This is a genomic window from Pseudoalteromonas sp. BZB3, assembly GCF_040104455.1.
Lineage (GTDB): Bacteria > Pseudomonadota > Gammaproteobacteria > Enterobacterales > Alteromonadaceae > Pseudoalteromonas.
The window spans coordinates 473,517-500,065 of sequence record NZ_JBECOS010000008.1 but is presented as its reverse complement, the minus strand read 5'-3'; the positions used below and the strand labels follow the sequence as shown (position 1 = coordinate 500,065).

Sequence of the window (26,549 nt, the reverse complement as noted above, 5' to 3'; positions counted from 1 at the left end):
AAAAAACGTCGTATTTTATCTTGCTAATCAGTCGGATGCTAAGGTTATCAACTCCGACCAGATAAGCCTATCATTTCATTCGCTGTTTTAACGATATCAAAACTAATCGCAACATTAAAATCAACAATATAATCCCCAAACCTTGGGTTAACCAACTCGGCATTAGCTCATGTTCCATGCCATGGGCTGGATTAACTTCAAAGCCAAACTGCTCGACTAAATAATCAGTTAAGAAACCAAAAGCAATCGCCACACCAATCACACCTGTTAAGTAGGCGCTCACGGCACGTTTACCAAGCTCTGTTGCAACCACACCCAAAGTAGCAATGTTGGTTGCGGGTCCTGCCAACATAAACACCAATACGGCTCCCGGTGATACTCCAGCCATCAATAATCCTGCAGCAATTGGCGTAGAGGCCGTTGCACAAATGTACATAGGTATACTCACTAAAATCACCACGACCATTGCCAATATGCCATCACCCCACTGACTCAAGAATGAGGTCGGTACATATGTTTGCACTAGCGCGGCGAAAAACAGTCCTATCATCAGCCACCCCATGGTGTCACTGAGTAGCTTATTACAACTAAAATACACAGCTTGCTTTAACTTGAAGAAGAAAGACGTTGCTTGATGGTCTTCTTTTTTGCTGTCGCAACACGATGATCCGTTGTTCGTAGGCTTTGCTGGGGGCTCTGTATCACAACAGCTTGTCGTTTTTTCAAGTAACGCTTCGCTGTTATTTACGATGACAGGCTCAGATGACGTTGCGCAACAAGCTGTTTTTGTATCAGCTACTGTTTCTGCTTTTTCACTACTACAGCTTGATTGCTCTTCTAGTTTCTTCGAACCACAACAGTTTGTTGTTGCGGGCTTCTCTTCTTTCTTTTGTATCACTTCATCAGATGACATTAAGCAGCATGATGCTTTTGGCTTTGTTACTATTTCTGCTTTTTTACTACTGCAACTTGTCTGCTTATCAGTGTCATCCTCGACATCCCCTAGCTTAGGAGCGCAACAGCTTGTACTCATAGATACTGAATTTTCAGATGCAGTGGCTTGATTGCCTTTATCTAAGTTTTTTGTTTCTGACGCTTCTTCTTTACCAACCAATAAACCTGCCACTATCGCGCTCGACACGGCGGCTATTGGCCTGATAATCGCCATAAATGGCCCAAGTAACACATAAGACACTGATACTGAATCTACACCAGTTTCTGGTGTAGACACTAAAAACGCCGTGGTGGCACTTTTCGATCCGCCAGCCCTTCTAAGTCCTACTGCGGCAGGAATAACACCACATGAACACAATGGCATTGGCGCGCCAATTAAGGCTGCTTTAATGGTCGTCCACACACCTTCTTTACCTAAGTGCTTTTGTAAAAAGTTTTTAGGTATGAAGATATTTAAAAGGCCTGCCAGTAATAACCCCAACATTAACCAAGGGGCTGAAACTAAAAATAAAGACCAGAAATTAGATAACAATGTCATCTGCTGCCTCCAAGGTGGTTAAAATTGAACAGCCGGTCGCAAGCTCAGGGCCGCCACAACAGGCATCTGCCAACAATGATAGAGATTTTTCGAAACGTTGTAATTCAGCTATCTTATCACGAACAATTTGTCTTTTTTGCAAAGTAAGTTGTTTCACTTCACCACAGCTATGTTGTTGCTTTTCTACCTTAATTGCTAACAATTCTTGAATTTCTTTAAGGCTAAACCCGACTGCTTTTGCTCTTAAAATAAACTGCATTTGTTTTTCATGTTTAGGACCATAAATACGATAACCTGACTCACTGCGTTCACTAAAACTCAGTAGGCCATGCTTTTCATAATACCTTAAAGTATCCGTACTAATATCTAAACGCTTTGCTAATTCGCCTATTTTCATCTTACACTCCCGACTTATTAAGCACATTATAAACCTTTGAGTAAACTCCAAGGTCAACAGAGCAGATTAAATTTATGAAGATTGCCTTACTTGATGCCGCCACACTCGCCAATACTGATCTAACACCTTTGTCAGCTCTTGGTGAATTGGCCACATATCAGCACACAAATAAAGAGCAGGTACTTACTCACTGCAAAGATGCAGACATTGTAATATCTAATAAAGTGGTGCTAGATGCTACAACCTTAGCTGAATTACCTCATCTAAAACTCATTTGTGTTGCTGCGACTGGCACGAATAACATTGATCTTGATGCGGCTAAAGAATTGGGCATTCGTGTTTGTAACGTCGCGGGTTATTCAACCTCATCAGTCGTGCAACATACTTTTACTCTACTTGGCAACTTAATGACTAATATTCACCGCTACCAGCAAGATTGTGCGAATGGTCTTTGGCAACAAAGTAATATGTTTTGTCGCCTTGATTATCCGATCACTGAATTGTCGGGTAAAAACTTTGTGATTTTTGGCCATGGTAGCTTAGGGCAAGCGGTTGGCAAAGTTGCTGAAGCATTTGGCGCACAGGTCATTATTGCTGAAAGACCGAACGCTAATGATATTCGTCCTGGCCGAACAGCGTTCATCGAAGCGTTAAAGATGGCCGATGTGTTATCTATTCATTGCCCGCTTAATGATGAGACCCGAAATTTATTCAATAGTAAGACCTTAGGTTTGCTTAAGCCTACCAGCTTTGTGATCAATACAGCCAGAGGCGGTATAGTTGATGAATCAGCTTTAGTTGAAATTCTGACAAATAACCGAATTGCAGGAGCTGGCTTTGATGTATTATCTGTTGAACCTGCACAAGCAAACAATCCCCTTGCCAATTATCAAGGTCACAATTTAATACTGACCCCACATACAGCTTGGGCGGCAAAAGAATCTATTGAACGACTAGTGAAAGAAATCGCAAATAATATTGTTAACTTTAACAATGGCAGAGCCCGTAATGTTGTTGTGTAATTCGCTAAAATTTGGTGAATAACCCTAAAATTTAGAAGGGTCAACACTTCAAAATCTGTATAAAAAACAACAGGCAATTGTAAAATAAAGACTTTTAAAGTTGGCAACAATATTGCTCTAATAAAAACAAATTATCTGAAACGAATTTTTTAAGGAAATCTACAATGAAAAAATTATTACTTGTTGCTGCGCTAAGTGCACCATTACTTTCAGGCTGTATTGTGGCTGTTTCTGATGATGGCGTTGAGCCAGGCTGGGCGTCAAATCACAATGGTAATCGCTGGCAATATCAGCAAGAAGAAAACCGTAAAACTATAGCGAGCCTAGACTTAGGTGCCGACTACAACCAAGTACTGGGTCAATTGCCAACTCCTGACTTTACAGAGTTAGTGAAAAAAGATGAAGGCGTTTTCAAAGTGATTTACATTGCAACAAACAGCAAACATTCTGATGGCAAAGTAACAAAAGACGAGTGCACGCCACTGGTGTTTAAGGATGAAAAGCTAATTGGTTTTGGTCAATCAGCTCTACTACAAATTCTATAAGCATTTCATTAAGCCGTTAAACTCTTCTAACGGCTTAATATTGTGACCCTTTCTTGTTGCATATGTGACTTCACAAGCGCGTCATCAGCAATCTTTAAAACATCTTGATCACTGCCATTAAAATCCTTATCTATGTGTACTATGCCAATACTAATACTGACATGAGCGCAAATTGGCGAGCTTTTATGAGGGATTTTCAACGCATCAATAACATCATGCATATGTTTTGCAAACAGTGAGATTTGCTCTTTATTTTTACCCTTTTGTAGCCCTGCAAATCGCACTCCATCATATCGAGCAACGAAACCATTATGTTTACGGCTGCTTTCGTTCAAAGCTTGTGCGACTTTTATTAAACACTCGTCACCCGCTGCATAACCATAGGTATCATTAAATTCTTTAAAATAATCTATATCAACTAAGAATAACGAAAAGGGCTCATGGCTTTGTGAACAATCCTGCCAATAACTCGCTAAGGTTTCGTCTAATAACCGACGATTGGGGATCTCTGTTAGGCCGTCAATTGCAGCCAACTTTTCGAGTAAATCATTCTTTTGCTTTATTGCTAAGTGATTCTTTACCCTTGCTTTTACAATGACTGGACTAAACGGCTTTGTGATGTAGTCCATAGCGCCCATTTCAAGCCCTTTAGCTTCATCGTTGTAACTGTTACTCGCAGAGATAATAATGAATGGGATAGAATAAGTGCTCTGTTTTTCTTTTAGCTTTTCAAGCAAGTCATAGCCACTCATACCTGGCATACGAATGTCTGAAATAATTAAATCTACCGTATTTGATTCTAGAAAACTGACCGCTTCTTCACCGCTTGCACACAGTGAGATACTGTACTCATCTGACAAGGTGTTCTCTAATACGACACGATTAAGCGGGTCGTCATCTACAATTAAAATATGCGCAATTTTTGCCATTTAACACCCACTTGCTCTATTTTTCAGAAACGCTTGTACTTTTAATAATTGTGTTTCAAGCTCAAAGACTAACTTAGGATTTACTATTTTTTTTTGTTGTTTTAACTCTGCTTCTAACTGCTTCGCTGCTTCTGCTAATTGTTCAAATCCTAATCCGGCTGATGCCCCTTTAATACTATGCGCTAATAAAATCATTTCTTTAGTCTCTAAACTTGATTTTAATTGCGTTATATATTTCTCGCACATCTCAAGAAATTTTACCATCATATTATCTAATAATGTGACTTCACCCATCATTTGCTGAAGCGCAAAGGCTTCGTCAAAAAACTTACGTTGTGGCTTTACATACTTAACCAATATTTTCTCTAACTCTTCAATGGTTACAGGTTTATTAATATATCCCTGCATCGAAGAATGCAAATATTCTTGTTGAGAAGATATTTCTGCATTTGCTGTCAGGGCAATAATGGGGATCTCATTTAAATACTGACAACCACTGAGTTGCTTAACTGCTTGAAAGCCATCAATTTCAGGCATATGGATATCCATAAAAATAATATCTGGCCTTAGGTTATCGACCGCATCACAAATATCTTTTGCCGTTTGACTGACGACAACACTGACGCCCAATTGCCGCAATAAATTTTTAGCGATGTCTAAGTTTATGTCATTGTCATCGACCACATAACATAATGAACCTTGATAACCGCTTTGAGGTTTAGGATTTTTAGCTTCATGTTCAAGAGACTCTGGTAAAACTGCCACTTCTTGAGATTTGAAAAATATATCTGATAAGCACGATTGAATAAATGCTCCTTCTTCACAGCGCAAAGATATGTCTGCCAAGTCTACGTCGTTTACTTTAGGCTCTGCTTGATTCACATAGATGCGCCTAAGACCTGCCATAGAGCTCAAAAGAGTAAGTGGTAACTTAGATAAACTTCCTTTTTCAACAATCAAGTAACGATACTTGTCTGGCAGTACATCCGCTTCTCGTATTGTGCATATACCAAACTCTTCAAGTAAATTAGGGGCAGCAGCACCAAAATATGCACACCTTTTAGCTACTTTTGCAGCTGAGGACAGCTTTTTATTCATAGTGAGTGAGAAGTAAAATTCACTGCCCTTACCAAACTGACTTTGTAAGGCGATTGCGCCCCCCAATAACTCAACTTCATGTTTTACTATGGCAAGCCCTAATCCTATTCCTTCGTGTTCTCTAGACAGGCTATCATCAACTTGAGTGAAAGCATCGAATAGTTTTACTTGGTCACTTTCTTTAATGCCTATGCCTGTGTCTTTAACTGAAAATTGAATGGTTTGTGTCTCAGCATCAGAGTAAGTGAGCTTCAGAGCAAATCTTACCGTGCCTTTTTGTGTGTACTTCACAGCATTATTCAATAAGTTCAACAGAATTTGCGTAAGCTTTTGTTTATCGCCATATAAACAAGGCCATACATTTTCATCAACTATATAGGAAACTGCTAGCCCTTTCTTGTTTGCCAGCGGTTCGATTAACTCTTGAAGATTTTCACAGAGTTCACTAACAATAATATCGTTATTTTTTATGCTCACTTCGTGACTTTCAACTTTGGCAAAATCCAAAATATCATTCAGCATCTCTAATAAGGTTTCAGCGGCATGCGTAACAGTTTCTAAGCGACTTTGCTGCTGCTTCTCAGTGACAGCGCGTTTTACCATGTCCACCAGCCCAATAATGACATTAAGGGGGGTTCTAATCTCATGGCTTAAATTGGCAATAAAGCGACTTTTGGCTAATGTGGCTCTTTCGGCTTCCATCCTTGACGTGGTAATTTCTGTGATATCTTGAATATGGATCACAAAATACTTGGGCATTTCTTCACTGTCACATACCAAAGACACACGCAAATCGAGAAACGGATAGCTTCCAGATTGTGTCAAACTCAGTTGGTCAACAGACTGTTTGTGCTTTGATAAATGCTCTAATACCTGAGAAATTTGCTGATAATTCTCATAACCAAACAGTGTGGATACGTGCTGCCCTTGTTTATTACAACAACCTAAGTAACGTTCAGCGGCTTTATTTAACATCATTACAGTGCCATCTACTTTTACAAGCGCTATACCGTTAGGTGCATACTCAATAGCAGATTTAAAGTTAGATTCAGACACTTGCAAAGATTGCAGTGCTTTTTGGTGCTCAGTAATATCACGTAAAACCCCGACACACCCCATTACACCTAGTTGTTCACTGAAAAAAGGCGCGACCGTAACAAAGTAAGTACTGTGCTCGACACTCATTTGCTGAGATAAGGGTTTATGTTGCTCTGAAACTTTTGCTTCAATATCCATTATTGCAAGGAAGTGTTCAGCAAAATCATTAAAGTCTTTGCCGAGCAAGTTTAGCTTACTTGTTTTGAGCAAGCGCTCGAAAGATCTATTACAGCCAATCAATACTCCGTCAGTATTTTTATAATAAATGGCATCTGGCACCGCATCTAACACCCCCTTAAGCACCGCACTTTGTCGCTCTTTATCTTGCCCTGCAAGCTCCAGAAAATGCTGCTTCTGTTGAAGTTGATCGGTGAGCGTTTGATGATCTTCTTTTACCCTTGAAAATAACTGAGCGCGACGTTGATGAATGGTTTTAATTTGTTTAAATTCAGAAAGCCAAAGCTTAGGCACAATATAAGTATTGGAGTGATTTTCGGGCTGCTGAATAAATGAGAAAAGCTCCTTCAATGGTCTTACAAATATTTGTTCACAAAGCCAGTGCAAGGGAAAGTAAGTTGCTAAAATAAATAATAAAATAAAACTAAATTCTAGCCCTAGACTATAAATAATAGACTCAGCAAAGCCTTGCTCAGACACGCTCATAACGATATCAAGCGGGCGCGATGCTTCACTTTTATAAAATATAACCCCGTCATGCCAAGGTGCAATTTCACCTTGGTCTGGATAAACAGGCTTACCCAATGACAAATCTGTAATTAAGTTCCGATGTAATTTATCACTTAAATAGACTTCAGCTTTTGGTTGTGATTTATCATAAAACAATGCTTGGAACTTACTCGCATCAAAGATCATCAGCGTATGAGCACGTGAACTTGAAATACGCTGATTAGAGAACGCAAAATAACTTTTACCTGCCACTTCCAATCGCTGGCTGACCATGAATTTAGAAGGGTCTGTATTTACTTTAAAGCTGCCTGAAACAATTTTGCTCAAAAGTTCACTGTTCTGAGTATGCCTGCTTTTGACAAAGACTAGGCCACTATCACTGACGTAGGCAATTGCTTCAAGTGGTTCAAGCAAAGCCAAAGAAGTATTAAACACCCCACCCAAAGCCATCACTTTTTGCCAATATGGATGCGATAAATCAACACCTGTTAAGTCACCATAGCCGACCAACTCACCAAAGTGCTTACCCAGAGATTGATAATAATAATTTGAATGGCGAACAATGGGGGAGGTTTTAGGTTGAGAAAGCTCATAACCAAGAGGTTGCTCTAAGCTCACATTAACGGCCAGAAAGATATTATCAACGGCTGTCAGCGTTTTATCTAACTGGCTATTTAGCCGTTCATAATGGGTTTCAAACTGAGTAAATGCTTGTTGCAGTTTAAGGTTATACAAATGCAATGTCAGTGTCGCAGCCAACATAATCGTAATCGCGAGCGCAACCCAAAATGCACGACGATAAAATTGCAGCGGTGATGTGGTTAGTTGTTCTTCCGTGTGCATCATCATGCACAAATTCCTTTGGGGTAATGATCTAAGTTAATACTAGCAAGCAATCTTAGTTAATGGTTACTTTTTATCATTAATATATTTACAATTTTATACATGCCAAACTTGGTTTAGACCTATTGAAGTGATAAGTTTAATGTATACAATATCCAGAGGTGACGTATGAATAAAATTGTCATTCCTATTGCGTTAATGGCGGTGTCTAGCATCATTATTTTCACGCATAATTCGCAACCAGAAGAAGTACCATTAAAGCCTCCTGTATTAACTAGTCAGCATACGGAAAATGCGCCACCCAGTTCACTACCAACGCAAGAAGCACAGTTAAAGCAGCCAATTACTGCGATGGCGCACAAAACAGCTGATGTACAGGCACCGGCGATGCAAGCTGCACCTGTAAGCCCCAATATTTCAGCTCCACCACTGCAGCCGAATCATCAAACCAGAAATCGTCATGGCCATAACGAAAAGCTTGAACACGGCCATGAACACCATCAAAGGCCTAAAACACATAATGGTAAAATACCGCCAACCGGCGCTAATTTTTAAATACAAACTAAGCAAAAAAAGAAAGCATATGCTTTCTTTTTTTATGCCTGTTTTTTTACTGCACTCTCTCACCGCTTTGCAAACTGAAATTAAAAGCGGCCTTGCCCCGCTAATATACTGAAAACAAAAAAGCCACTCTTGCGAGTGGCTTTAGGGACGTATCAAATAATGAAACTGATTTTTACTTCTGTTGTAGGGTTACTCTACAATCTCCACCGTCATCTTGGCGCCGCCAAATTGACCATCAAGAGAGAAGTAGTGCCAGTGTTCATTGGCATCGATTTGTAGGTCAATCGATTCTGTATTACCGTGACCACCCGATTTAGCTGTGTAGTCACTGCGTGTTGGCCAGTTACCGCCTTTGTATAGGATATCTAGATTACCCCAACCACCTTCAGTGGTAATACGCAGCGTCAGTGGCTCAGAGCCTGAATTAGAAAATACAAAGTTTGCACTCGATGAACTTGGAGAAATACATTCCACCACTGTCACACCTTTACTTAACTGGTTGTTACTTGGGTCAAATTCGTTTGCTGCATCCGTTGCCATACATGGCGTGAAATCGGTATCAATCGTTTCTGGCTCGCCTGCCCAGTTACCAGTATCACCTGAATTTACAGCCACCGAATCATCTGGGCCTCTTTCAACAATACCGCTTACACCTTCAGCCAATGACGCAACCCAATTTGCAAACTCGTTGTCATAACGTGTACCAATGTCATCAATGTATTGCTGATAAGCTTGATACTCGCCGCTACGTAAGTAAGTTAGGATCTGTGCCACATCACTTGAATGGCGCTCATGCATAAAGCGTACGGCTAAATAACCCCAGCGATAGATGCGTTCTTGGCCAGACTCATAGGTGTTTGTGAAAATAGTAGACAGTGCTACGTTACCCGCTTGGCCAACATTGATTGCATGGTTATAGCCGTCTTGATATGCAATGTACTCACCTAAACCTTCTGTCCACCAAGTTGTAGCAGCGGTTAAGCCCTGTGCAAAATCACCGTATAAATCAAAGCGACCATCTAAGTAGTGAACATACTCGTGTTGTAGGTTCCATACGTGGAAATAGTCATCACCATTTTGCTCATAAGCAATAAAACGCGCTTGGTTATTCGGATCATTCGGCGCACCTTCTAAATACATACCACCATTGTTGGTATCCATGTTAAAGAATGTGCCGGCATAGTCGCGATAATCTTCTGACGAGTTGAAAATAACCAGTTCAAGTGCATCGTTATAGTCATCTGCCACAGGGATGTTATACGTCTTTAATACATTGTGGAAATGCGCTTCCTGCTGACCTAATACTTCACAGATCCACTGAGCTTGATCGTTATACATCTGCTGAGCACGGATCTTTAATGTATCTGAACACTGATAGTTAAACTTTAAGGTTTCTTTTTCTAAGTAATATGCAAAGCCACAGATGTCGTAGTAACCACAATCTTGACGGTCAAATGTATCTGCCATACTGCCTGCTTTTACCCATAACGGCGCGGTTTCATCATACTGACTGGTTGATGCCAAAATGTTCTTAACCATTGGCTTAACCTGATCTTTTAATGACGGCACACTTAAGAAACGCGCAAGCTCATTCACCACATTTTTAATGAAGTAGTTATCGTCTGCTTGCAGTAAATAACGATTATCACGTTGGAAGCGATACATGGTATCTAGTAAACGGCCATCTTGCATACGCGCGATGAAATCTGGATCACCATTTGGCGCTGCTTGTGAAGCACGGAAAAACGCGGTCATCATGGCATTAGCAGCCGCCATTCGGCTTCGCTTAGCCGCCCATGTTTCATCAAACATCTCTAAAATATTGATGTAGTTATCGTAGAATGGCGCACGGTTCTCAGCTGAGTCAGTTAGCGTTAATAGCTCTTGTAATGCCAATGCTTGGTCGTTTGACTCACCGTAAATGCCAGCGCTTGCAAATAAGTCCTGCATTGCCGCTTTTAGGTTTACTTCAATAGATGAAGAGTATGCAGGCACAAGATCTGGATTAAAGAACTGTACAAATAACCCACCACGTAAGAAGTAAATTAAACCTTGTACTTTATAAGCATTGTACTCATCAATAATACGCGCTTGACGACGTAACTCACTGATCACCGACATCATATTAGATTCGCTGAATAAGTATCTCGCCTGACCCGATTTAATGTTGAATACGGCACCCACATGTTGCGGGTTAGACGCCATAATACGCTCAACCAAAGCCTGACCATCTAAGCCTAAGAAACGAGACTCATCTTCAGGTAAGCCATCATTTAACTCTGGGTGGTTATTTACAAATGGGTCATTTGGATCGGTTGGTGTTGGATCTGTGTTGCCACCACCTTGCTCATTACTTTGCACTAAGGCATGGAAAGTCACCCCAGTAAACTGGCCATCAAGCTGAAGCATGATCTGCTGGCCTGCATTGGCAGTAAACTGAACTGATTGAGATGTACCAGCATTGGTACTCGATAAATCAGCTGCAGCAGACGTCGGCCAAGCATTACTATCATTGTTCACATATAGGTTTACATTACCTTCACCGCCCATAAGACCGATAGTAACGGTTGAAGCATCCCAAGGTACTGTCATTGTGAAGTACTTAGGCGCTGAGCCCGTCATACAGATCTTTTCATTAATTGCGATGTCATAGGCACTGTTTGTTTCAGTATTTGGACAGTTCGCAATTGGCGTCCAAGGGTTTTCACCTTTACCAGAGCCAGTATCTATACCAGAGCCAGTATCTGTACCAGAACCAGTGTCTGTACCAGAACCAGTCTCTGTGCCAGAACCATTGTCTGTGCCAGAACCAGTGTCTGTGCCAGAGCCATTGTCTGTGCCAGAACCATTGTCTGTATCAGAACCATTGTCTTTACCAGAACCAGTGTCTGTACCAGAACCATTGTCTGTGCCAGAGCCATTATCTGTGCCAGAATCTGTCATTGGTAGCATAGCTTGCGTGATGACATAATCACTGTTTAGCTCAGTGAGCGCCGCCACACCTAAACAGGTATTTTGACTATCCATCACCGCCATACGGTCGCCTTGAGACCAAAAATCGGCGCTATATACTTCGCCATGACTCAAGGTTGCATATGGGTTAGCTAAATCCGCTGTTCCTGTTGCTGGGTTCACCCAATACAAAGTCACAGGCTCAGCATACGGGTTAGTAATTGAAACACTTGCTTTTGCTGTGCCGCGCTCATAAGTGGTTAATAACTCACAACCAGAGAATACACCTGCAACAGGGTCTGGTAGTAAGCCTGGTGCAACCGCATCGGTGTTTGCAACCATCCAATTGATAAAGTCATCATTATGGTCTGTCGCAATTTGGGCCAGTAGTGTTTCAAACTGCGTGCTGCCACTTAACTTCAATGCATTTGAAAGCGCCAAAACACTTTGTTTATGGTTTTCAGCCAAGTAGCGCATGGTTAAGTAGCTCCATGGATACAAATTATCAAACCCATATTCCATGAATAAAATACTGCGCAGTGACGGAATAGTCTTACCCGCAATGGCATCAAAGTTACGCTTGTTATATTGACCTTTGGTTAAGAACTCAGCCCACCCTTCGGCCCAAGAAACCGTATTATTATGGTGTGCGAACATGCCATATAAGTTGTAACGACCATCTAAATAGTGAACGTATTCATGCTCTAAGTTATAGACTTCTCCTGCTGTGTCACATGAAAAGCCAACCCAGCTTTGTGGACATTGCATTGCATGGAAACGCGGAATATTGCCCGCTACACTCGGATCACCTTCAAGGTAAATACCACCATTATTGGTATTATGACCAAAAAATTGATAACCATATGCTTCATAGTCTTCAGGTGTTGCATAAACAATCACTTCAAGTTTGGTGTTGTTATCATTGCTCACCGGCTGCATATTGGTATTAAAGAACTGGTGGAAATTCGTGCCTACATCAGCCATCTTGCTACATGCTGTTGTAAGTTGCTGGTTTGTCATTGTTTGTGCACGAATAGTAATAGCGTCATTACATTGGTAGGTAATGGTTAAGATATCTTCCACCTTTTTAGGCACAGAACAATAACCGTTCAGTGCATCGCTACTGTCACAGCTTCGATTCACGGTTTCAAGGTAGCTTTCTGTGATTTTCTTCTTCACTTCCTCTGCGTCAACTTGTGCCGATGTTACGTCGAAGATTTCCTTCACAATACCATCAATACGCGCCTGAACAGCAGGTTCCGCCAGGTTGGCAACATGACCTAACGCTAAAAACTCGTGCGGCATGATCCACATGCGATCTGCATCTGCATTCCAGCGCATATCTAAGCCTGTTTCGCCTAGTGCATAACTACGAAGCACAGACATCACGGCAAGCATATGCTCATTAAATGCCGCTTTAATTACCGCGTTTTGCTTACCAATGTAAGCTAAATCATAAAATGCTTTTAAGATTTGATTGGTGCTATAGCCAAAATTGTCGTTTACATATGGGTTAGATAAACCCGCATAAAACTGAGTCAGTGCCATTAAATGTGGTAATTGCTCAGTAATAAACTGTGCGCCTTCGGCTGTGGTTAAATTAATTAAAGCAGTTGCATAGCTTTCATGGATTAAGCCAGCCGGCGCACCTGTGGTATAAAACTCCGTCATCATAGCAACCGCATGAAGCGCATCACTGATTAACTTAGCATCAGCTTGGCTAAACTGAGTAAAGTCACCATTTGCCGCAAAGTTACGCAAAAAATACAGTAATGTATCTAGGTCTTTGTCTTTTATGTCATCTTGCTGAGCAAGGAAATGAATGGCTTTAGCAACATCCGCGACTACACCTGGAGAGTTTGCTGAAATCTCGCCCCACTGCGCCCAAGTAGAGGCAATGATCTGCTCAACATCTGAGCTAAATTCTGCTTTTGAATTAATCGCTGCAGCCGGTATAGACATCACAACTGGCTCTACAACCACAAAGTCTGCCGTTGCAGGATCTGTTGGGTTTACTGAATCTGGGGTGGTAGTACCTGTTTTAACAGAGAAGTTCACGCCATCATTTTGGCCCATTACACTGACGTAAAATAACCCTTTATTAGCCGTCACTTTTAATGTTTCATTGGTGCCAGTATTCGCAGATAAAGCAGTATAGCTACTACGTGTTGCCCAACCACTGTTGTTGACAAAAATATCCGCTTCGCCTTCACCGCCCTGAGTTTCAATTGTTAACTCAGTGTTGTCTTCTGGTACATCAACATAATAATAAAGGCCATTACCACCAATACATAACGCTTCATTCAAGGCTATTTCGCCACTTTGTTGTCTTGCTTCAAGGCATTTATCTGTAGCCGGTTGCTCATCTAACGTTGCTTTAGTCAAAGACAATTGTACTTGTTCATGAAGCCCAAACACGCTGATATATAAACGACCTTTGTTTGCTGTAATTTTTAAAGAGTCGTTTGTGCCCGCTTCTTGTGTTCGCGCAATGTGGGAGCTAGAAGTTGCCCAACTTCCTGTATTTACGAGAATATCGGCCTCGCCAATGCCACCAGAAGTGGAAATGTTAAGTGGTGTGCCATCCTGCTCAATATCTACATAGAAATAAAGTCCATTTCCTGAAATACACTCAGCTTGACCAAGTGTTAAAGCATTGCCTGTTGTTGTCGTTGCACCGCACATAGCGGCTGCAGAGGCGTAAGTTGGTAAGGTAGAAACAGCTAATAAGCTTGCTCCTACAAACAACTTTTTAGATTTATACATCATACTTCTACTTCCAGATAATCAATTACTACCATTGCGTTGGAAACGGATTAAGCCAATAACCAGCTGATCTGACGCAAAAAAAAAGACTGACTCAAGTTGCACGAAAGTCAGTCCCAAATACAATAAGGAATATTGTATGCAATAAATTCTATTTATATTTACAACTTTGTAAACTAAATGAACCTTTTATTACATAAACCATCATAAAAACCCACTTCACAAATAACGCTAATAATCTGTTTTAAATAGATTTAAATAGATTTAAATAGAAATGAACAAAGTGTGAAACTTTGTAAACAGAAAAAGACTTTTATCGAAAAAGTTATCTAAAAGAAACTGGTAAAACCAGATTAAAAGCATAACTTACTCTATAAGAAAAAGAGGGTGCATACTAAATGCAATTTATTTTTACTGCTTTATTAATAGATTAGGGTCAATAGACCATTTGTTGGCTAACGTAAGGTAGGCGTCGGAATGTAAATATTGCTGTAGAGCATGATCAAAACGGGTTTTAAAAGCATTTTCTTTAACAAGAAGCCCGTAGGGGGTAAGCGGGAAGATCCGATGAATATCAACCTCAAGTTCATGAAACTTATTGAAGTAATTAAATATATTGATATCCATTACTAAGACTTAGACCTTATTCTTTCTAAGCATGTGTAATTGCAGAGACTGGTCAGATAATTCGGTGTATTGGCTCGACTTTGAAACTGCTTGGTTAAAGGTGTCTCCTAAAATCGTTTTAGCATTTAAAAAGGTAGCGATAGAAAAGCGCCCTAGGTCATTGATTGATTCAAGCTTTAAATCTGCGCTTTTTAAGGTCACAGCGACATTCTGATACTGAATATAGGGTAAGCTAAGCTTTCCAGAATCGTGATAAATAGAAATACTTGCAGTTGTCATAGCATCTATGTTTTTTACATCTAGTATTTTTATCGACCTGCCGTAGGGCGCAATCACAAACTCATGATCCTCTACAAGTTTGTCTAGCACCGCATTTAGCAACTCTATTTCAAAGCCTAACCTTGCATTTTGTATAGAATATGGCGGTCTATCAATGCCTGTTACCACATTAAATGGCTTAGCCAATGAGCAGGTCGATATAACTAATGAAAAAACAAGACATGCTCGTCTCATCATTCCGTCTCTAAAAAAGTAGTTATTAACTAGTATAATCAACTCCCACAATTTCGAGAGGTTTTTATAACCTATCTACTCTCTCGATAAAGTTCATTGCTTTACCTCATTTCTCCGCGCTTGGCACTTTTCACAAAGCCGAGCATTACTCTGTTTTGGCTTAAATATCAGAGTACACTCTTCACACGTACGACGAGGTTTGACTAGATAAAACCAAAAGTGCTTTAACCATTTCATTGTCTTAGATTTCTTACTTGGCGTTAGGGCTAGCGTTATTGTTATGCTTTATAAGTATTTTGTATTACAAAAATCCTACAACACACTCTATGCCTTGCTTTTTTTATGTACAATGGAAAAATTGTCTCAGAGACAAAAAACTTAAAGTACTAAAAAGTCCCAAAAAGGAATAAGCATGACACCACTTAGACGCCAGGTAAAGCGTGTCTCGGAGACAAAAGGACTAACCATAAAACAAATCGTTAACCTGTGCGAATGCAGTCGCTCTCACTTTTATAAAGTTCTTGATGGCCAACGTACGCCAAGTGAAAGTTTGCAAACTAAACTAATGGCCGTTTTAGAGATAAGCGAAGAAGAATTCGCAGCGCTGTTGCAAGCAAATAAAGCTGATGAGCAAATAAAAGTATCGACTGAAAACAATAACCTTAATGCTGTTAGGCTGCCCGCTATAGTGAGAAAATTAAAGCCTAAGACTTTACTTAGCTATGTAATATGGCTAGTTAGTTTGATCTGTTTAACAGCGTCGCCATATTATTTTTATGCTTATATTTCAGATAGTAAGAATGAAAAGATTGAACTAAAAACAGGCTTTGCAACCAAGTTTATTAAAGACGTCACTATTCCAGATGGAACACCTATTCCTATTAACACGCGTTTTACTAAAACTTGGCGGGTGCAAAATATTGGCACCGTACCTTGGAAAGAAAAACATCTAAAACGTATCACGCCTCAGGACCCTAACTTATGCTACTCAAGAGATAGCATTCCCCTGCCTACAGTAGAATCTGGTGAAATCATAGATATTTCTATTGAGTTCACCACACCAAAGTACCCGGGTACTTGTCGGACCGATTGGAAGATGGTCGATGCACATGAAAATTTGATCTTTCCTGACAAACAAGGACTTTATAGTATTGTTCATGTGGTCGAAGAAAAGCTATAACTTCAACCACACATAGAACTGATTTGAGGATTATAATAATCCTTAATTAAGCACGGCCTAACATGCGCAGTAATGTCGTGTCTTTATCAAACGCATGATGCTTAATGGCACCCAGCATATGTAATGCAATCAGACCTGTTAACGCATAAGCAATATAAGAATGTGCAGCTTTAGCAACTACAAAAATAGTCTCATTGAAAGGTACTGCGCCATTCTCTGTATAGTTATTTGGCACTAAAGTCAGACCAAACACATCGATACCGTACCCGCCAAAGCCTGAGTAAAGCATACCGCTTATTGGCATTAACAAGGTACCTATTAGTAAACCCCAATGGGCGAAATGAATGGCTTTATTAAGTGCCTCTGATGCATTGTCATCAGCAGGTAAGAAGCCTTTTTTAATACGGTAAATTGCACGTGGTAATACTAACAATAGCGCGATAACACCTAGCGCTTTGTGAATAGGATACAAGGACCATACTTCCCAGTTCACCATGTAATAACCCACACTAATCAAACCTAGCATAGTGAGCGCAACCGACCAGTGTAGTAAGCGAGTCGTTAGAGTAAGTGACGGCTTATTCATATTGTTTTCTCCTCAGAATTTTGATGATGAAAACTATATAAAATTGATTCTACCCAACCCAGCTCTATGTGACGAACTCATAAGGTTTGGGACAAAAGGTTATTCATCCATTCGTCCCTAGCCTTTATTTTTAAAGGCCTAAGAGCATTTTGGTTGTTGAACGATTACTTTTACTGACTGGCACTTCAATGTCGTTATTGAGCACCAATAGACCATGACCCGAGCGCGCATTGACTAGCTTTGCACTATGAGAAAGATTGACAAGGTAAGAGCGATGGCAGCGATAGAAAGCCTGAGCAGGTAAGCTGTTTTCTAACTCTTTCATGGTTGTGCGAACCAGTGACATACCTTGCTTGGTATGTAACTCAACATAATTGCCCGCGGCTTTTGCAAAGTAAATATCGGCAAACGCAATATCAAACTCTTCTATTTGCAACCTTTGTAGCTCTGTTTTTTCTTCCGCTTTTTGATTAACAAATAATCGAGACGTTTGAGCAACTGAGTCGCTACTTTGAGCCCTATTTACATCGACAAACCGGCTTTTAAAATGCACTAAAGTGACGATGGCCAAATAAGCAATGGCATGTTTATGCCAATTATAGAAAAGGCTTTCTTGCCATGCAGTCTGCTCTATTAAAACATCAAGGCTCGTGTTTACAGTTAACACGCATGTAAGCGCGAAAAAACCCACTATGATTAATTGTTTTAATTTCATACTGCGCTGTAGAGCAAAACAAATAAACGGCGTGATCAGTAACCAAATACCGAACTCTTGCAATGACCAGAAAATAGAGGAAACAATATCAACCCGCTGTTTAGCAATAAATAAACTATGCACTGTACAGTTTAAACACACCATACATAGCATACCTAACCAACCTAATGTGAGTAATTGATAATCTTTAAGTTTTACAATTTTACTAAACATAGTTTGGCCCTGAAATTTGAAACGGCTAGAAAATAAAAGCACAAGGATAAAAAATCCTCAGCTAAAAGTAAAAGCGAACCCCCAAAACAAAAAAGCCTTGGCACATATACCAAGGCTTCGACATCTAAAAAGCAAATTCGTTCTATTAATTACATTGCAGCGCGGAAGATTTCTGAAATCTCCTCTGCAGTAGCCTGAATTGGATTAGTAAAGCCACACGCGTCTTTCAATGCATTTTCAGTTAAGGTCGGAATATCATCAGCTTTGGCACCTAGCTGATCAATACCAGAAGGAATAACCACATCAGATGCTAATTTAACGATGGCATCAATCGCCGCTTCTGCACCTTGCTCTGCTGTCAGAGCACTCACATCAACACCCATGGCTTTTGCAACATCTTTTAATCGCTCAGGACAAGCCTTAGCATTAAAGCGCTGAACGTGAGGCAATAAAATTGCATTGCATACACCGTGCGGTAAATCATAGAAACCACCTAATTGGTGTGCCATAGCATGTACATAGCCAAGCGATGCATTATTAAATGCCATCCCCGCCATAAACTGTGTATAAGCCATTTGCTCTCGCGCTTCAATATTTCCGCCGTTTTGCACGGCTTCACGTAGGTTGGCTTGGATTAATTCAATGGCTTTAATTGCAACCGCACCTGTAATTGGTGTAGCTGCTATTGATACATACGCTTCAATGGCATGTGTCAGTGCATCCATACCCGTTGCAGCTGTCAATGACGCTGGTTTTGCTAACATCAGCTCTGGGTCGTTGACTGAAATAAGCGGCGTAGTATGTTTATCAACAATCGCCATTTTTATGTGGCGCGCTTCATCGGTAATGATACAGAAGCGTGTCATTTCTGATGCGGTTCCTGCTGTGGTGTTAATTGCAATCAGCGGTAACATCGGTTTTGCAGATTGATCAACGCCTTCATAGTCAGCAATTTTTCCGCCATTAGCGGCAACTAATGCAATGCCTTTTGCACAATCATGCGCAGAGCCACCACCCAGTGATATAACAAAATCACATTGGTTGTCAGATAAGATTTTTAACCCTTGTTCAACATTGCCAATGGTTGGATTTGGTTGCGTGCCATCAAAAACAGCCGTTTGCACGTCACGTTCAGTTAATAAAGCTTGCACTGGAGCCACAACACCAATTTTATTTAATACTTGGTCGATAACGATAAGGCCCTTTTTGAAACCTTGTGCTTGAATGCTGTCGGCGGCATCCTTCAAACAACCTGCACCCATAAGATTTACTGTTGGAATATAAAACGCTGAAGTCATAATGTGAATTTCCCATTCAATTAGATTTTGATCTCTTAATACTGAACTCTTACTACATCAATGATGTGTGACAGCAGAACAAAATCAAAGAATTGATCCAGAGCAAATGTGTTTAATTAGGGACATACACTTTAGTCTTAGTGCTTAGTAGACAACCATAGATGGCTAATACATCAGCGAAGTAATCTCTTCACTGATGTAAGAAATAACAACAAATAGCGATTAATGTCTATGATGTGGCGCACTCAAACTTCTATAAAACAAAGTGGTCACTCGCTCTTCTGGTAACCAGTTTGAATAAGTTAAATTCAACACTGACAGCGGCTTTGCAACAAGCACCTCTTCAAGCAATTTGCCGCCGCTCATCGCTGATACCATGGCACTTTTAGCTTGTAACAGTAATGCTCGATACGCTTCAAGTGCCTGTTTATCAGTTACAGGGCCGTGACCTGGGATCACTTTAGTATCGTTATCTATTCTCGCTAAAGTTTGTTCTACCGCGTTTATCACGCCATCAAGCGAACCACCACTGTCGACATCAACAAAAGGTAAACTGCCTAGATTAAAGAAAATATCTCCCATGTGTACTGCATTGGCATTCTTGTAAAAAATGACCGCATCGCCATCAGTGTGAGCATGAGCATAGTGCCAAAGCTGCGCGTGTTCATCATTGAAATGAAGTGTCATATCTTGGCTGAAGCTTAAAACAGGCAAATATTTAGACCCTTCACCATGCTTTTCTTTCAAGCGGTCATACACATTATGATGCGCTATGACATGACTCCCTGCTTTGGCAAAGTTTTCATTTCCACCAGTGTGATCGCCATGGTGATGCGTATTAATCACAAACTCAGGCGCACCAGGCTTTAACTGGCTTATTTGTTTTTTAATGTCATCACTGAGCTTGGCAAATTGGTCGTCTACTAAGTAAATGCCATCATCGCCCGTGCTAATGGCAATATTGCCTCCTCGCCCATAAAGCACATGTAGGCTTTCAGACAATGCCTCTAACTTAAACTTAACGTTTGCGATGCTTGTGAATGACGCGCTGAGTAAAGACGCCCCGATTAAAATCGATATTGTTTTCATGATGACTCTCAATTTTCTTTATTATTAACTGCTTATATACCCAAACTTCCTAAAGATGCATGATTCAGAGCGCTGCCTTCTGTTCTAGTTCAAGGAAAAGGACGCAGCGTAATGACGAGTCCTTTCCAAGTTCTTTGACGATGAAATAGGACTGAAAGCACGCTCCCTTGGGTGAGTTTGATTGGCTTTCATACTGCGTTATCAGTTTTCGATTTAGAACCACTAGACCTTCAAATCAATGCCTTGTCTGACAGCCAATCAATTCTCGCTGAACCTCGTATCTTGAGGTGGTTTGGGTATACTAAAACAGCCTGTATCAAAATATAGCTACGAAATAAAAACATAAAAGGATTGTTTAAAACTGCTATAAAAAATGCCCACCAAGGTGAGCATTGATTTGAATGGAAAATATTTAATTAAACTATAAATTTTCTTCGGCAAATGACGCCAAACGGCTTCTCACCACACCGTTCAGATTGATGGTGGCGCTACCTTCAAAATGTTTGAAACGTTCAACTAAGTAGGTTAAACCCGAGGTCACTGGAGTTAAATAATTACTGTCTATTTGTGCCAAGTTACCCGTACAAATGAGTTTTGTGCCTTCACCACATCGGGTAATAATGGTTTTCAATTGAGAAGCGGTTAAGTTTTGACTTTCGTCTAAAATCACCACCGCATTTTGGATGCTTCGCCCACGCATAAAGTTTACTGACTTAAACTGAATGTTGGCCTTTTCCATAATATAGTTACGGCTTGAAATGGGGCTTTCATCATTTTTATGTAACACCTCAAGTGTATCGGTAATGGCTGCAAGCCAAGGTGCCATTTTCTCTTCTTCTGTGCCGGGAAGAAAACCTATACTCTCAGCGATTTCAGGCGTATTACGAGTAACAAGTACTTTGTCATAGACCTTTTTCTCAATCACCATCTCCAACGCACAGGCTAAAGCAAGGAGTGTCTTACCGCATCCAGCAGGACCTGTCAGAATGACCAACTCTATTTCTGGGTCTAACAAGGCATCAAATGCCATGCCTTGATAAATATTTTTCGGTGAAACGCCCCAAGCTTGTTGGTGCATAAGGCGCTCAACTCCGAGATCTTTGAGGGTGATGTGATTTTCGTCATATCCCACCACTCGCGCTGCAAAGTGATCGGTTTCATCAACGATGTACTCATTGCTGAAAACGTCTTCAATGCGCTCTTTAGGAATATGATGCAGCGTATAACGACCTTGCTGCTCTGAGCTACATTCGCCAACACTTTGCCAAAAATCGCCTTGGAACTTTTTAAATCCCGAGCTGAGCAATTTAATATCGTCAATGAGTTGGTCTGTTCGATAGTCTTCTACAAACTTCAGCCCGGCCCCTTTTGCTTTGAGGCGCATGTTAATGTCCTTAGTGACCAGTACAACCTTGGTCTTTTTATGTTGCTGTTGTAAATGAATGGCACAGTTAATGATCCTGTGGTCGTTTTCATTACCCGGCAAACCAGACACATTATCAGGAAATAAATGGTCGTTGATGATCACAAGGCGACCACAATTATCTGAGTTGTTCTCACCAGTTGTATTTGGGAGTTTCACCCCTTCTAACATTTGTTCTGGAGAAGCATCTCTTAAAATATCTTCAAGACCGCGTATAGCAACACGTGCATCACGGCTTACATCACGTTTTCTATCCTTAATATGATCAAGCTCTTCTAACACTGTCATGGGGACGACTACATCGTGTTCTTGGAAAGAGAGGTATGCGAGGGGTTCGTGGAGTAGTACGTTAGTGTCGAGCACGTACATTTTTTTATCGACATCTTGAGCTTTTACCATAGCATCTTCCTATCGTTGCATTGATACCGCGACAGCCATGGCTTTTGATGACGTTGCCATCAAAAACTCATGGCCACACTGTAAGTTTAGCCTATCTGTCATAAAAGTCTGTTTTATGACAGAAATAGAGTGTATTTACCTTTAAGGCGTGAATTTTGCTCAAACCAAAAGCTCAATACACCGATCAATTCCCTTCACTAAATCAGAAGATTTCGACTATCTTAAAAGGCAATGATTTATCTGCGCGCTAATGGATCCTCAAAAGCATAAAATTGCCTGAGAAACAAGATTGAATAGGCCCTTGCTTACGGTTAACATAGCCGCCTTTTTTCTGTTAAGTCGAGACAAACATGAATTTTTCCTTAGGTCAGCGCTGGATCAGTGATACTGAATCAGATTTAGGATTAGGTACCATCGTAGCTTTAGAGGGGCGACAGCTTACGATTTTATTCCCTGCCAGTGGAGAAAACCGCGTTTACTCAGTACAAGAAGCACCGGTTACCCGTGTAATTTTTAATCCCGGTGATGTTATTCGCAGTGTCGAAGAGTGGGAACTTGAGGTAGAAACCGTTGAAGAACAAAATGGCATTCTGAGCTATCACGGTATTCGCCTCGATACAGAAGAAAAAACCACGTTAAAAGAAACGTTTTTGGACCACTTTATTAAGTTTAATAAGCCACAAGATCGCTTATTCGCTGGTCAAATTGACAGATTCGACCGTTACACGTTGCGCTATAACACATGGCAGCACCAGTTCACCCGTCAGCAATCGCATTTAAAAGGCCTAATTGGCCAACGTGCTAGCCTTATTCCGCACCAGTTATATATTGCAGATGAAGTGGGCCGGCGTCACGCACCACGCGTTTTGCTTTCAGATGAAGTTGGTTTGGGTAAAACCATCGAAGCAGGCATGATTTTACATCAGCAAATTTTAACTGGCCGTGCTAGCCGAGTACTAATTGTGGTACCTGAAAACCTTCAGCACCAATGGCTGGTTGAAATGATGCGTCGCTTCAACTTGTACTTCTCTATCTTCGATGAAGAACGTTGTGACGAAGCATTTGCCGACTCTCCAAATGTATTCGAGACTGAGCAACTGGTATTGGTGAGTCTTGAGTTCATTACTAAAAAACGCCGCTGGTTTGAACAAGCCACTTTGGCTGATTGGGATCTATTGATCATCGATGAAGCCCACCACTTAACGGTAACTAAAGAAAAGCCAAGTACAGAATACCTGCGTATTGCAGAGCTTAGCCAAGATATTCCGGGCTTAATTCTTCTAACAGCAACGCCAGACCAACTTGGCCACTACAGTCACTTTGCTCGTCTGCAACTGTTAGACCCAGATCGCTTCTACGATTACGATGCTTTTGTTGAAGAAGAAAGCCACTATAAAGAAGTGGCTGATGCCGCTAATCAGCTGTTACAGCAAGGCGAGTTAGATGAAAAGAATCAGACGACTTTACAGACTCTGTTAAAGGAAACTGACATCACTGAATTACTTGCCAAAGCGCAAAGTGGTGATGACTCAGCAAAGCAAGAAATCTTGTCGATGCTATTAGATCGCCACGGTACAGGTCGTATTTTATTCCGTAATAGCCGCAGTGGTATTGATGGTTACCCAAGCCGTAAATTACATAGCTACCCGGTTGAGTTACCTAAGCAATACAAAACAGCTATGTCTGTGATGGGCAATATGGGTGGCATTCAAACACCTGAAAAATCTGCATTACGCGCCCTGTTCCCTGAAAAAATCTTCCAAGAGTTTGAAGGTGCTGGTAGTAGCTGGGCGGGTTTTGATCCGCGAGTTGAGTGGTTAATTGCCAAACTCAAAGAACTTAAGCACGAAAAGGTGTTGTTGATCTGTGCCGAAGCACAAACTGCTATCAACCTTGAACAAATTTTACGTGAGCGCGAAGCCATTAAATCAGCCGTTTTCCACGAAGGCATGAGCATTGTTGAACGTGACCGTGCAGCAGCTTACTTCGCCGACGAATACGACAGTGCGCAAGTATTACTATGTTCTGAAATTGGTTCTGAAGGCCGTAACTTCCAATTCTCACATAACATTGTACTGTTCGATTTACCGCTCAACCCAGACTTGTTAGAGCAGCGTATTGGTCGTCTTGACCGCATTGGTCAGAAGTTCGACATCAATATTCATGTGCCTTACTTTGAAAATACCGCGCAAGAAGTGTTATTGCGCTGGTACCATGAAGGCCTAGATGCATTCGAAACCACCAGCACAACAGGTCAGCTTCTTTACAAAGAGTTCAGCGATGACTTATTAGAGTTTATCAGTGAGCATAACTGTGACGAAGAAGAGCTAGACCCACTTTTAGAGCAAGCTGCAAAACAGAATGCTCAACTGCGTAAGCAAATGGAGCAAGGTCGTGACCGTTTATTAGAGCTGCACTCGAGTGGTCAAGGTAAATCAGATGCGTTAGCCGCTGAAATTGAACAACTTGATGACGATGTTGTACTACCAGCTTACATGATCAATGTGTTTGATATGTTTGGTGTAAACCAAGAAGATAAAGGCGAAAATACCATTATCTTGAAGCCAACTGAGCATATGCTAAACCCATCTTTCCCGTGTTTACGTGATGATGGCATTACAGTGACATTTGATCGTGCAACCTCTCTTTCTCAAGAAGATGCCCAGTTTATCAGTTGGGATCACCCTATGGTACAAGGCACCATGGACATGATCTGTGACGATGACTTTGGTTGTGCGTCTGTAGCACTACTGAAAAACAAAAAGCTTCCAGCAGGGACCTTCTTTGTTGAGTTAATTTTTGTTGCTGAAGCCTCTGCACCAAAAGCGTTGCAAGTTGGTCGCTTCTTACCGCCAACACCAATTCGCGTTTTACTCGATAAAGCAGGCAATAACTTAGCTGAGAATGTTGCTTTTGATGCATTCAACAACCAACTTTCGGCAGTTGGTCGCCAAACGGGTAGTAAATTGGCAAATGCTTTACAAGCTGCGATCCACCCACTCATTAACAAAGCAAATGAATTAGCGGGTGCCGAGTTATTGATGCTAAAAGCGGCTGCACAAGAAAAAATGCAAACGTCGTTAAACGAAGAGCAAGGTCGCCTTGAGGCACTTAAAGCCATCAACCCGAATATTCGTGATGAAGAAATTCAGGTGTTTGATAAGCAAAAAGCGCAGCTTGATGAATTTATTGAAAAAGCGCAATTGAAACTCGATGCGATTCGCTTAATTGTGGTATCTCACTAAACTCCCTGTGAGGTCAGTCAATGGCTGGCCTCCATTTCCTCTCTATTTAAACTTCTTCCGAAACTTTTATTAGCGCTTACATAGCTCACCACTAAACCGTATTACCTGAAAGTTGATGTTTTCTCATCGTCAATTTATCTTTTTGCTATTTACCCCATTTAGATACAGCCTTATTATGCTTTTAACAATCCTATTAACTAAAATAGGGTTGACATTAAACTTCAAGGGTAGACGATGATTTTTAAAACAAAAAAAGCGCGGGCAAATATCATCAAAGTTTTATTTGAATCTGGGTTAATCGTATTCAGTGTACTATTGGCTTTATTTTTAAGTGAAATGCATTCGCAAGTTAAAAAAGATCAAGAAAAAGTCCGTGCCCTGCAACTCATAAAAGCCGAATTAACTGCAAACAAAGCTTTATTAGAGCAATGGCAACCATATCACCAGCAAGTGCTGAGTAAAGTTGAATCAGCCATAAATAATCCTCCCGAATTTTCGCAAAGTAATAAACAACGGGAGTTTATCCTAAACCAGATGCCAAACGGTTTAGTGCAAGATATGTTAAGAAATTCCGCCTGGGATGCACTTAAGCAATCGGGGATTTCTTCTAATATGCACATAGAAACAGTATCTTTGTTGTCGACTTTATATCGCTTACAAGCTCTGAGTATTGAAGCCACTTTAGCTCGATTAGGCGATATTTTTTACACAAGAGAATCTGTCAGGAAAGAGCATTTACTAGAAACGCTATATTTGATGAGAAACTTACTTTTAGAACTCATCGCGCAAGAATCGTTCATGATTATGCATTATCAAAACGCCATCAATGATATAGATAATCTACTCGCAGAATAGCAACCCGACGCAT

At 40.8% G+C, this 26,549-nt stretch carries 18 protein-coding genes; 6 read left to right on the top strand and 12 right to left on the bottom strand.

Features of this window, described 5'->3' with window-relative positions:
* Positions 1-70: 70 nt before the first annotated feature.
* The gene (locus tag ABMY35_RS08095; protein ID WP_349285725.1) at positions 71-1,492 is read right to left on the bottom strand and encodes an SO_0444 family Cu/Zn efflux transporter; all 1,422 of its coding nucleotides are present in this window, start codon (positions 1,490-1,492) and stop codon (positions 71-73) included.
* Complete coding sequence (zntR, locus tag ABMY35_RS08090; RefSeq protein ID WP_349285724.1) at positions 1,476-1,889, bottom strand: Zn(2+)-responsive transcriptional regulator; 414 nt, start codon at positions 1,887-1,889, stop codon at positions 1,476-1,478. Before zntR ends, ABMY35_RS08095 begins: the two co-directional genes overlap by 17 nt.
* 74 nt (positions 1,890-1,963) lie before the next feature.
* On the opposite strand from zntR, the gene ABMY35_RS08085 reads away from it, so the two are divergent.
* Complete coding sequence (locus tag ABMY35_RS08085; protein WP_349285723.1) at positions 1,964-2,911, top strand: D-2-hydroxyacid dehydrogenase; 948 nt, start codon at positions 1,964-1,966, stop codon at positions 2,909-2,911.
* A 164-nt stretch (positions 2,912-3,075) separates the two neighbouring features.
* A complete protein-coding gene (locus tag ABMY35_RS08080; RefSeq protein WP_349285722.1) occupies positions 3,076-3,456 on the top strand; it encodes a DUF3192 domain-containing protein in 381 nt (126 codons plus the stop codon).
* A gap of 26 nt (positions 3,457-3,482) precedes the next feature.
* Here the strand turns inward: ABMY35_RS08080 and ABMY35_RS08075 are convergent, their stop codons facing one another.
* On the bottom strand, positions 3,483-4,385 hold the full coding sequence (locus ABMY35_RS08075) for a diguanylate cyclase (protein WP_349285721.1): 903 nt from the start codon (positions 4,383-4,385) through the stop codon (positions 3,483-3,485).
* Entirely contained in the window at positions 4,386-8,117 is a 3,732-nt protein-coding gene (locus tag ABMY35_RS08070) for an ATP-binding protein (protein ID WP_349285720.1), read from the bottom strand.
* A 162-nt stretch (positions 8,118-8,279) separates the two neighbouring features.
* On the opposite strand from ABMY35_RS08070, the gene ABMY35_RS08065 reads away from it, so the two are divergent.
* Complete coding sequence (locus tag ABMY35_RS08065) at positions 8,280-8,666, top strand: hypothetical protein (RefSeq protein WP_349285719.1); 387 nt, start codon at positions 8,280-8,282, stop codon at positions 8,664-8,666.
* 198 nt (positions 8,667-8,864) lie between these two features.
* Here ABMY35_RS08065 and ABMY35_RS08060 read toward each other — a convergent pair whose 3' ends face one another.
* From ABMY35_RS08060 to ABMY35_RS08050, 3 genes are all read right to left on the bottom strand, one after another.
* Positions 8,865-14,396, bottom strand: coding sequence for a collagenase (locus ABMY35_RS08060; RefSeq protein WP_349285718.1), 5,532 nt, complete (start codon positions 14,394-14,396; stop codon positions 8,865-8,867).
* Between the two features lie 408 nt (positions 14,397-14,804).
* Positions 14,805-15,020: a hypothetical protein gene (locus ABMY35_RS08055; protein WP_349285717.1), complete on the bottom strand. Its 216-nt coding sequence runs from the start codon at positions 15,018-15,020 to the stop codon at positions 14,805-14,807.
* A gap of 9 nt (positions 15,021-15,029) precedes the next feature.
* Positions 15,030-15,536 (bottom strand): hypothetical protein, encoded by a 507-nt coding sequence (locus ABMY35_RS08050; RefSeq protein WP_349285716.1) that lies wholly within the window; start codon positions 15,534-15,536, stop codon positions 15,030-15,032.
* Positions 15,537-15,945: 409 nt separating this feature from the next.
* On the opposite strand from ABMY35_RS08050, the gene ABMY35_RS08045 reads away from it, so the two are divergent.
* Entirely contained in the window at positions 15,946-16,713 is a 768-nt protein-coding gene (locus ABMY35_RS08045) for an NBR1-Ig-like domain-containing protein (protein WP_349285715.1), read from the top strand.
* A 46-nt stretch (positions 16,714-16,759) separates the two neighbouring features.
* On the opposite strand, the gene ABMY35_RS08040 is transcribed toward ABMY35_RS08045, so the two are convergent.
* From ABMY35_RS08040 to ABMY35_RS08020, 5 genes are all read right to left on the bottom strand, one after another.
* A complete protein-coding gene (locus ABMY35_RS08040; RefSeq protein WP_349285714.1) occupies positions 16,760-17,299 on the bottom strand; it encodes a cytochrome b in 540 nt (179 codons plus the stop codon).
* 130 nt (positions 17,300-17,429) lie between these two features.
* Positions 17,430-18,227 carry a LytTR family DNA-binding domain-containing protein gene (locus tag ABMY35_RS08035; RefSeq protein ID WP_349285713.1) on the bottom strand — a complete coding sequence of 266 codons (798 nt, stop codon included), beginning with the start codon at positions 18,225-18,227 and terminating at the stop codon, positions 17,430-17,432.
* 149 nt (positions 18,228-18,376) lie between these two features.
* Entirely contained in the window at positions 18,377-19,525 is a 1,149-nt protein-coding gene (gene yiaY / locus ABMY35_RS08030) for an L-threonine dehydrogenase (protein WP_349285712.1), read from the bottom strand.
* A gap of 222 nt (positions 19,526-19,747) precedes the next feature.
* A complete protein-coding gene (locus ABMY35_RS08025; protein ID WP_349285711.1) occupies positions 19,748-20,614 on the bottom strand; it encodes an MBL fold metallo-hydrolase in 867 nt (288 codons plus the stop codon).
* Between the two features lie 421 nt (positions 20,615-21,035).
* Positions 21,036-22,436, bottom strand: a complete 1,401-nt coding sequence (locus ABMY35_RS08020; protein WP_349285710.1) for a PhoH family protein — start codon at positions 22,434-22,436, stop codon at positions 21,036-21,038.
* Between the two features lie 350 nt (positions 22,437-22,786).
* Between ABMY35_RS08020 and rapA the strand changes: the two genes are divergently transcribed.
* A complete protein-coding gene (gene rapA / locus ABMY35_RS08015; RefSeq protein WP_349285709.1) occupies positions 22,787-25,681 on the top strand; it encodes an RNA polymerase-associated protein RapA in 2,895 nt (964 codons plus the stop codon).
* A gap of 234 nt (positions 25,682-25,915) precedes the next feature.
* Positions 25,916-26,536: a hypothetical protein gene (locus tag ABMY35_RS08010; protein WP_349285708.1), complete on the top strand. Its 621-nt coding sequence runs from the start codon at positions 25,916-25,918 to the stop codon at positions 26,534-26,536.
* Positions 26,537-26,549: the final 13 nt, after the last annotated feature.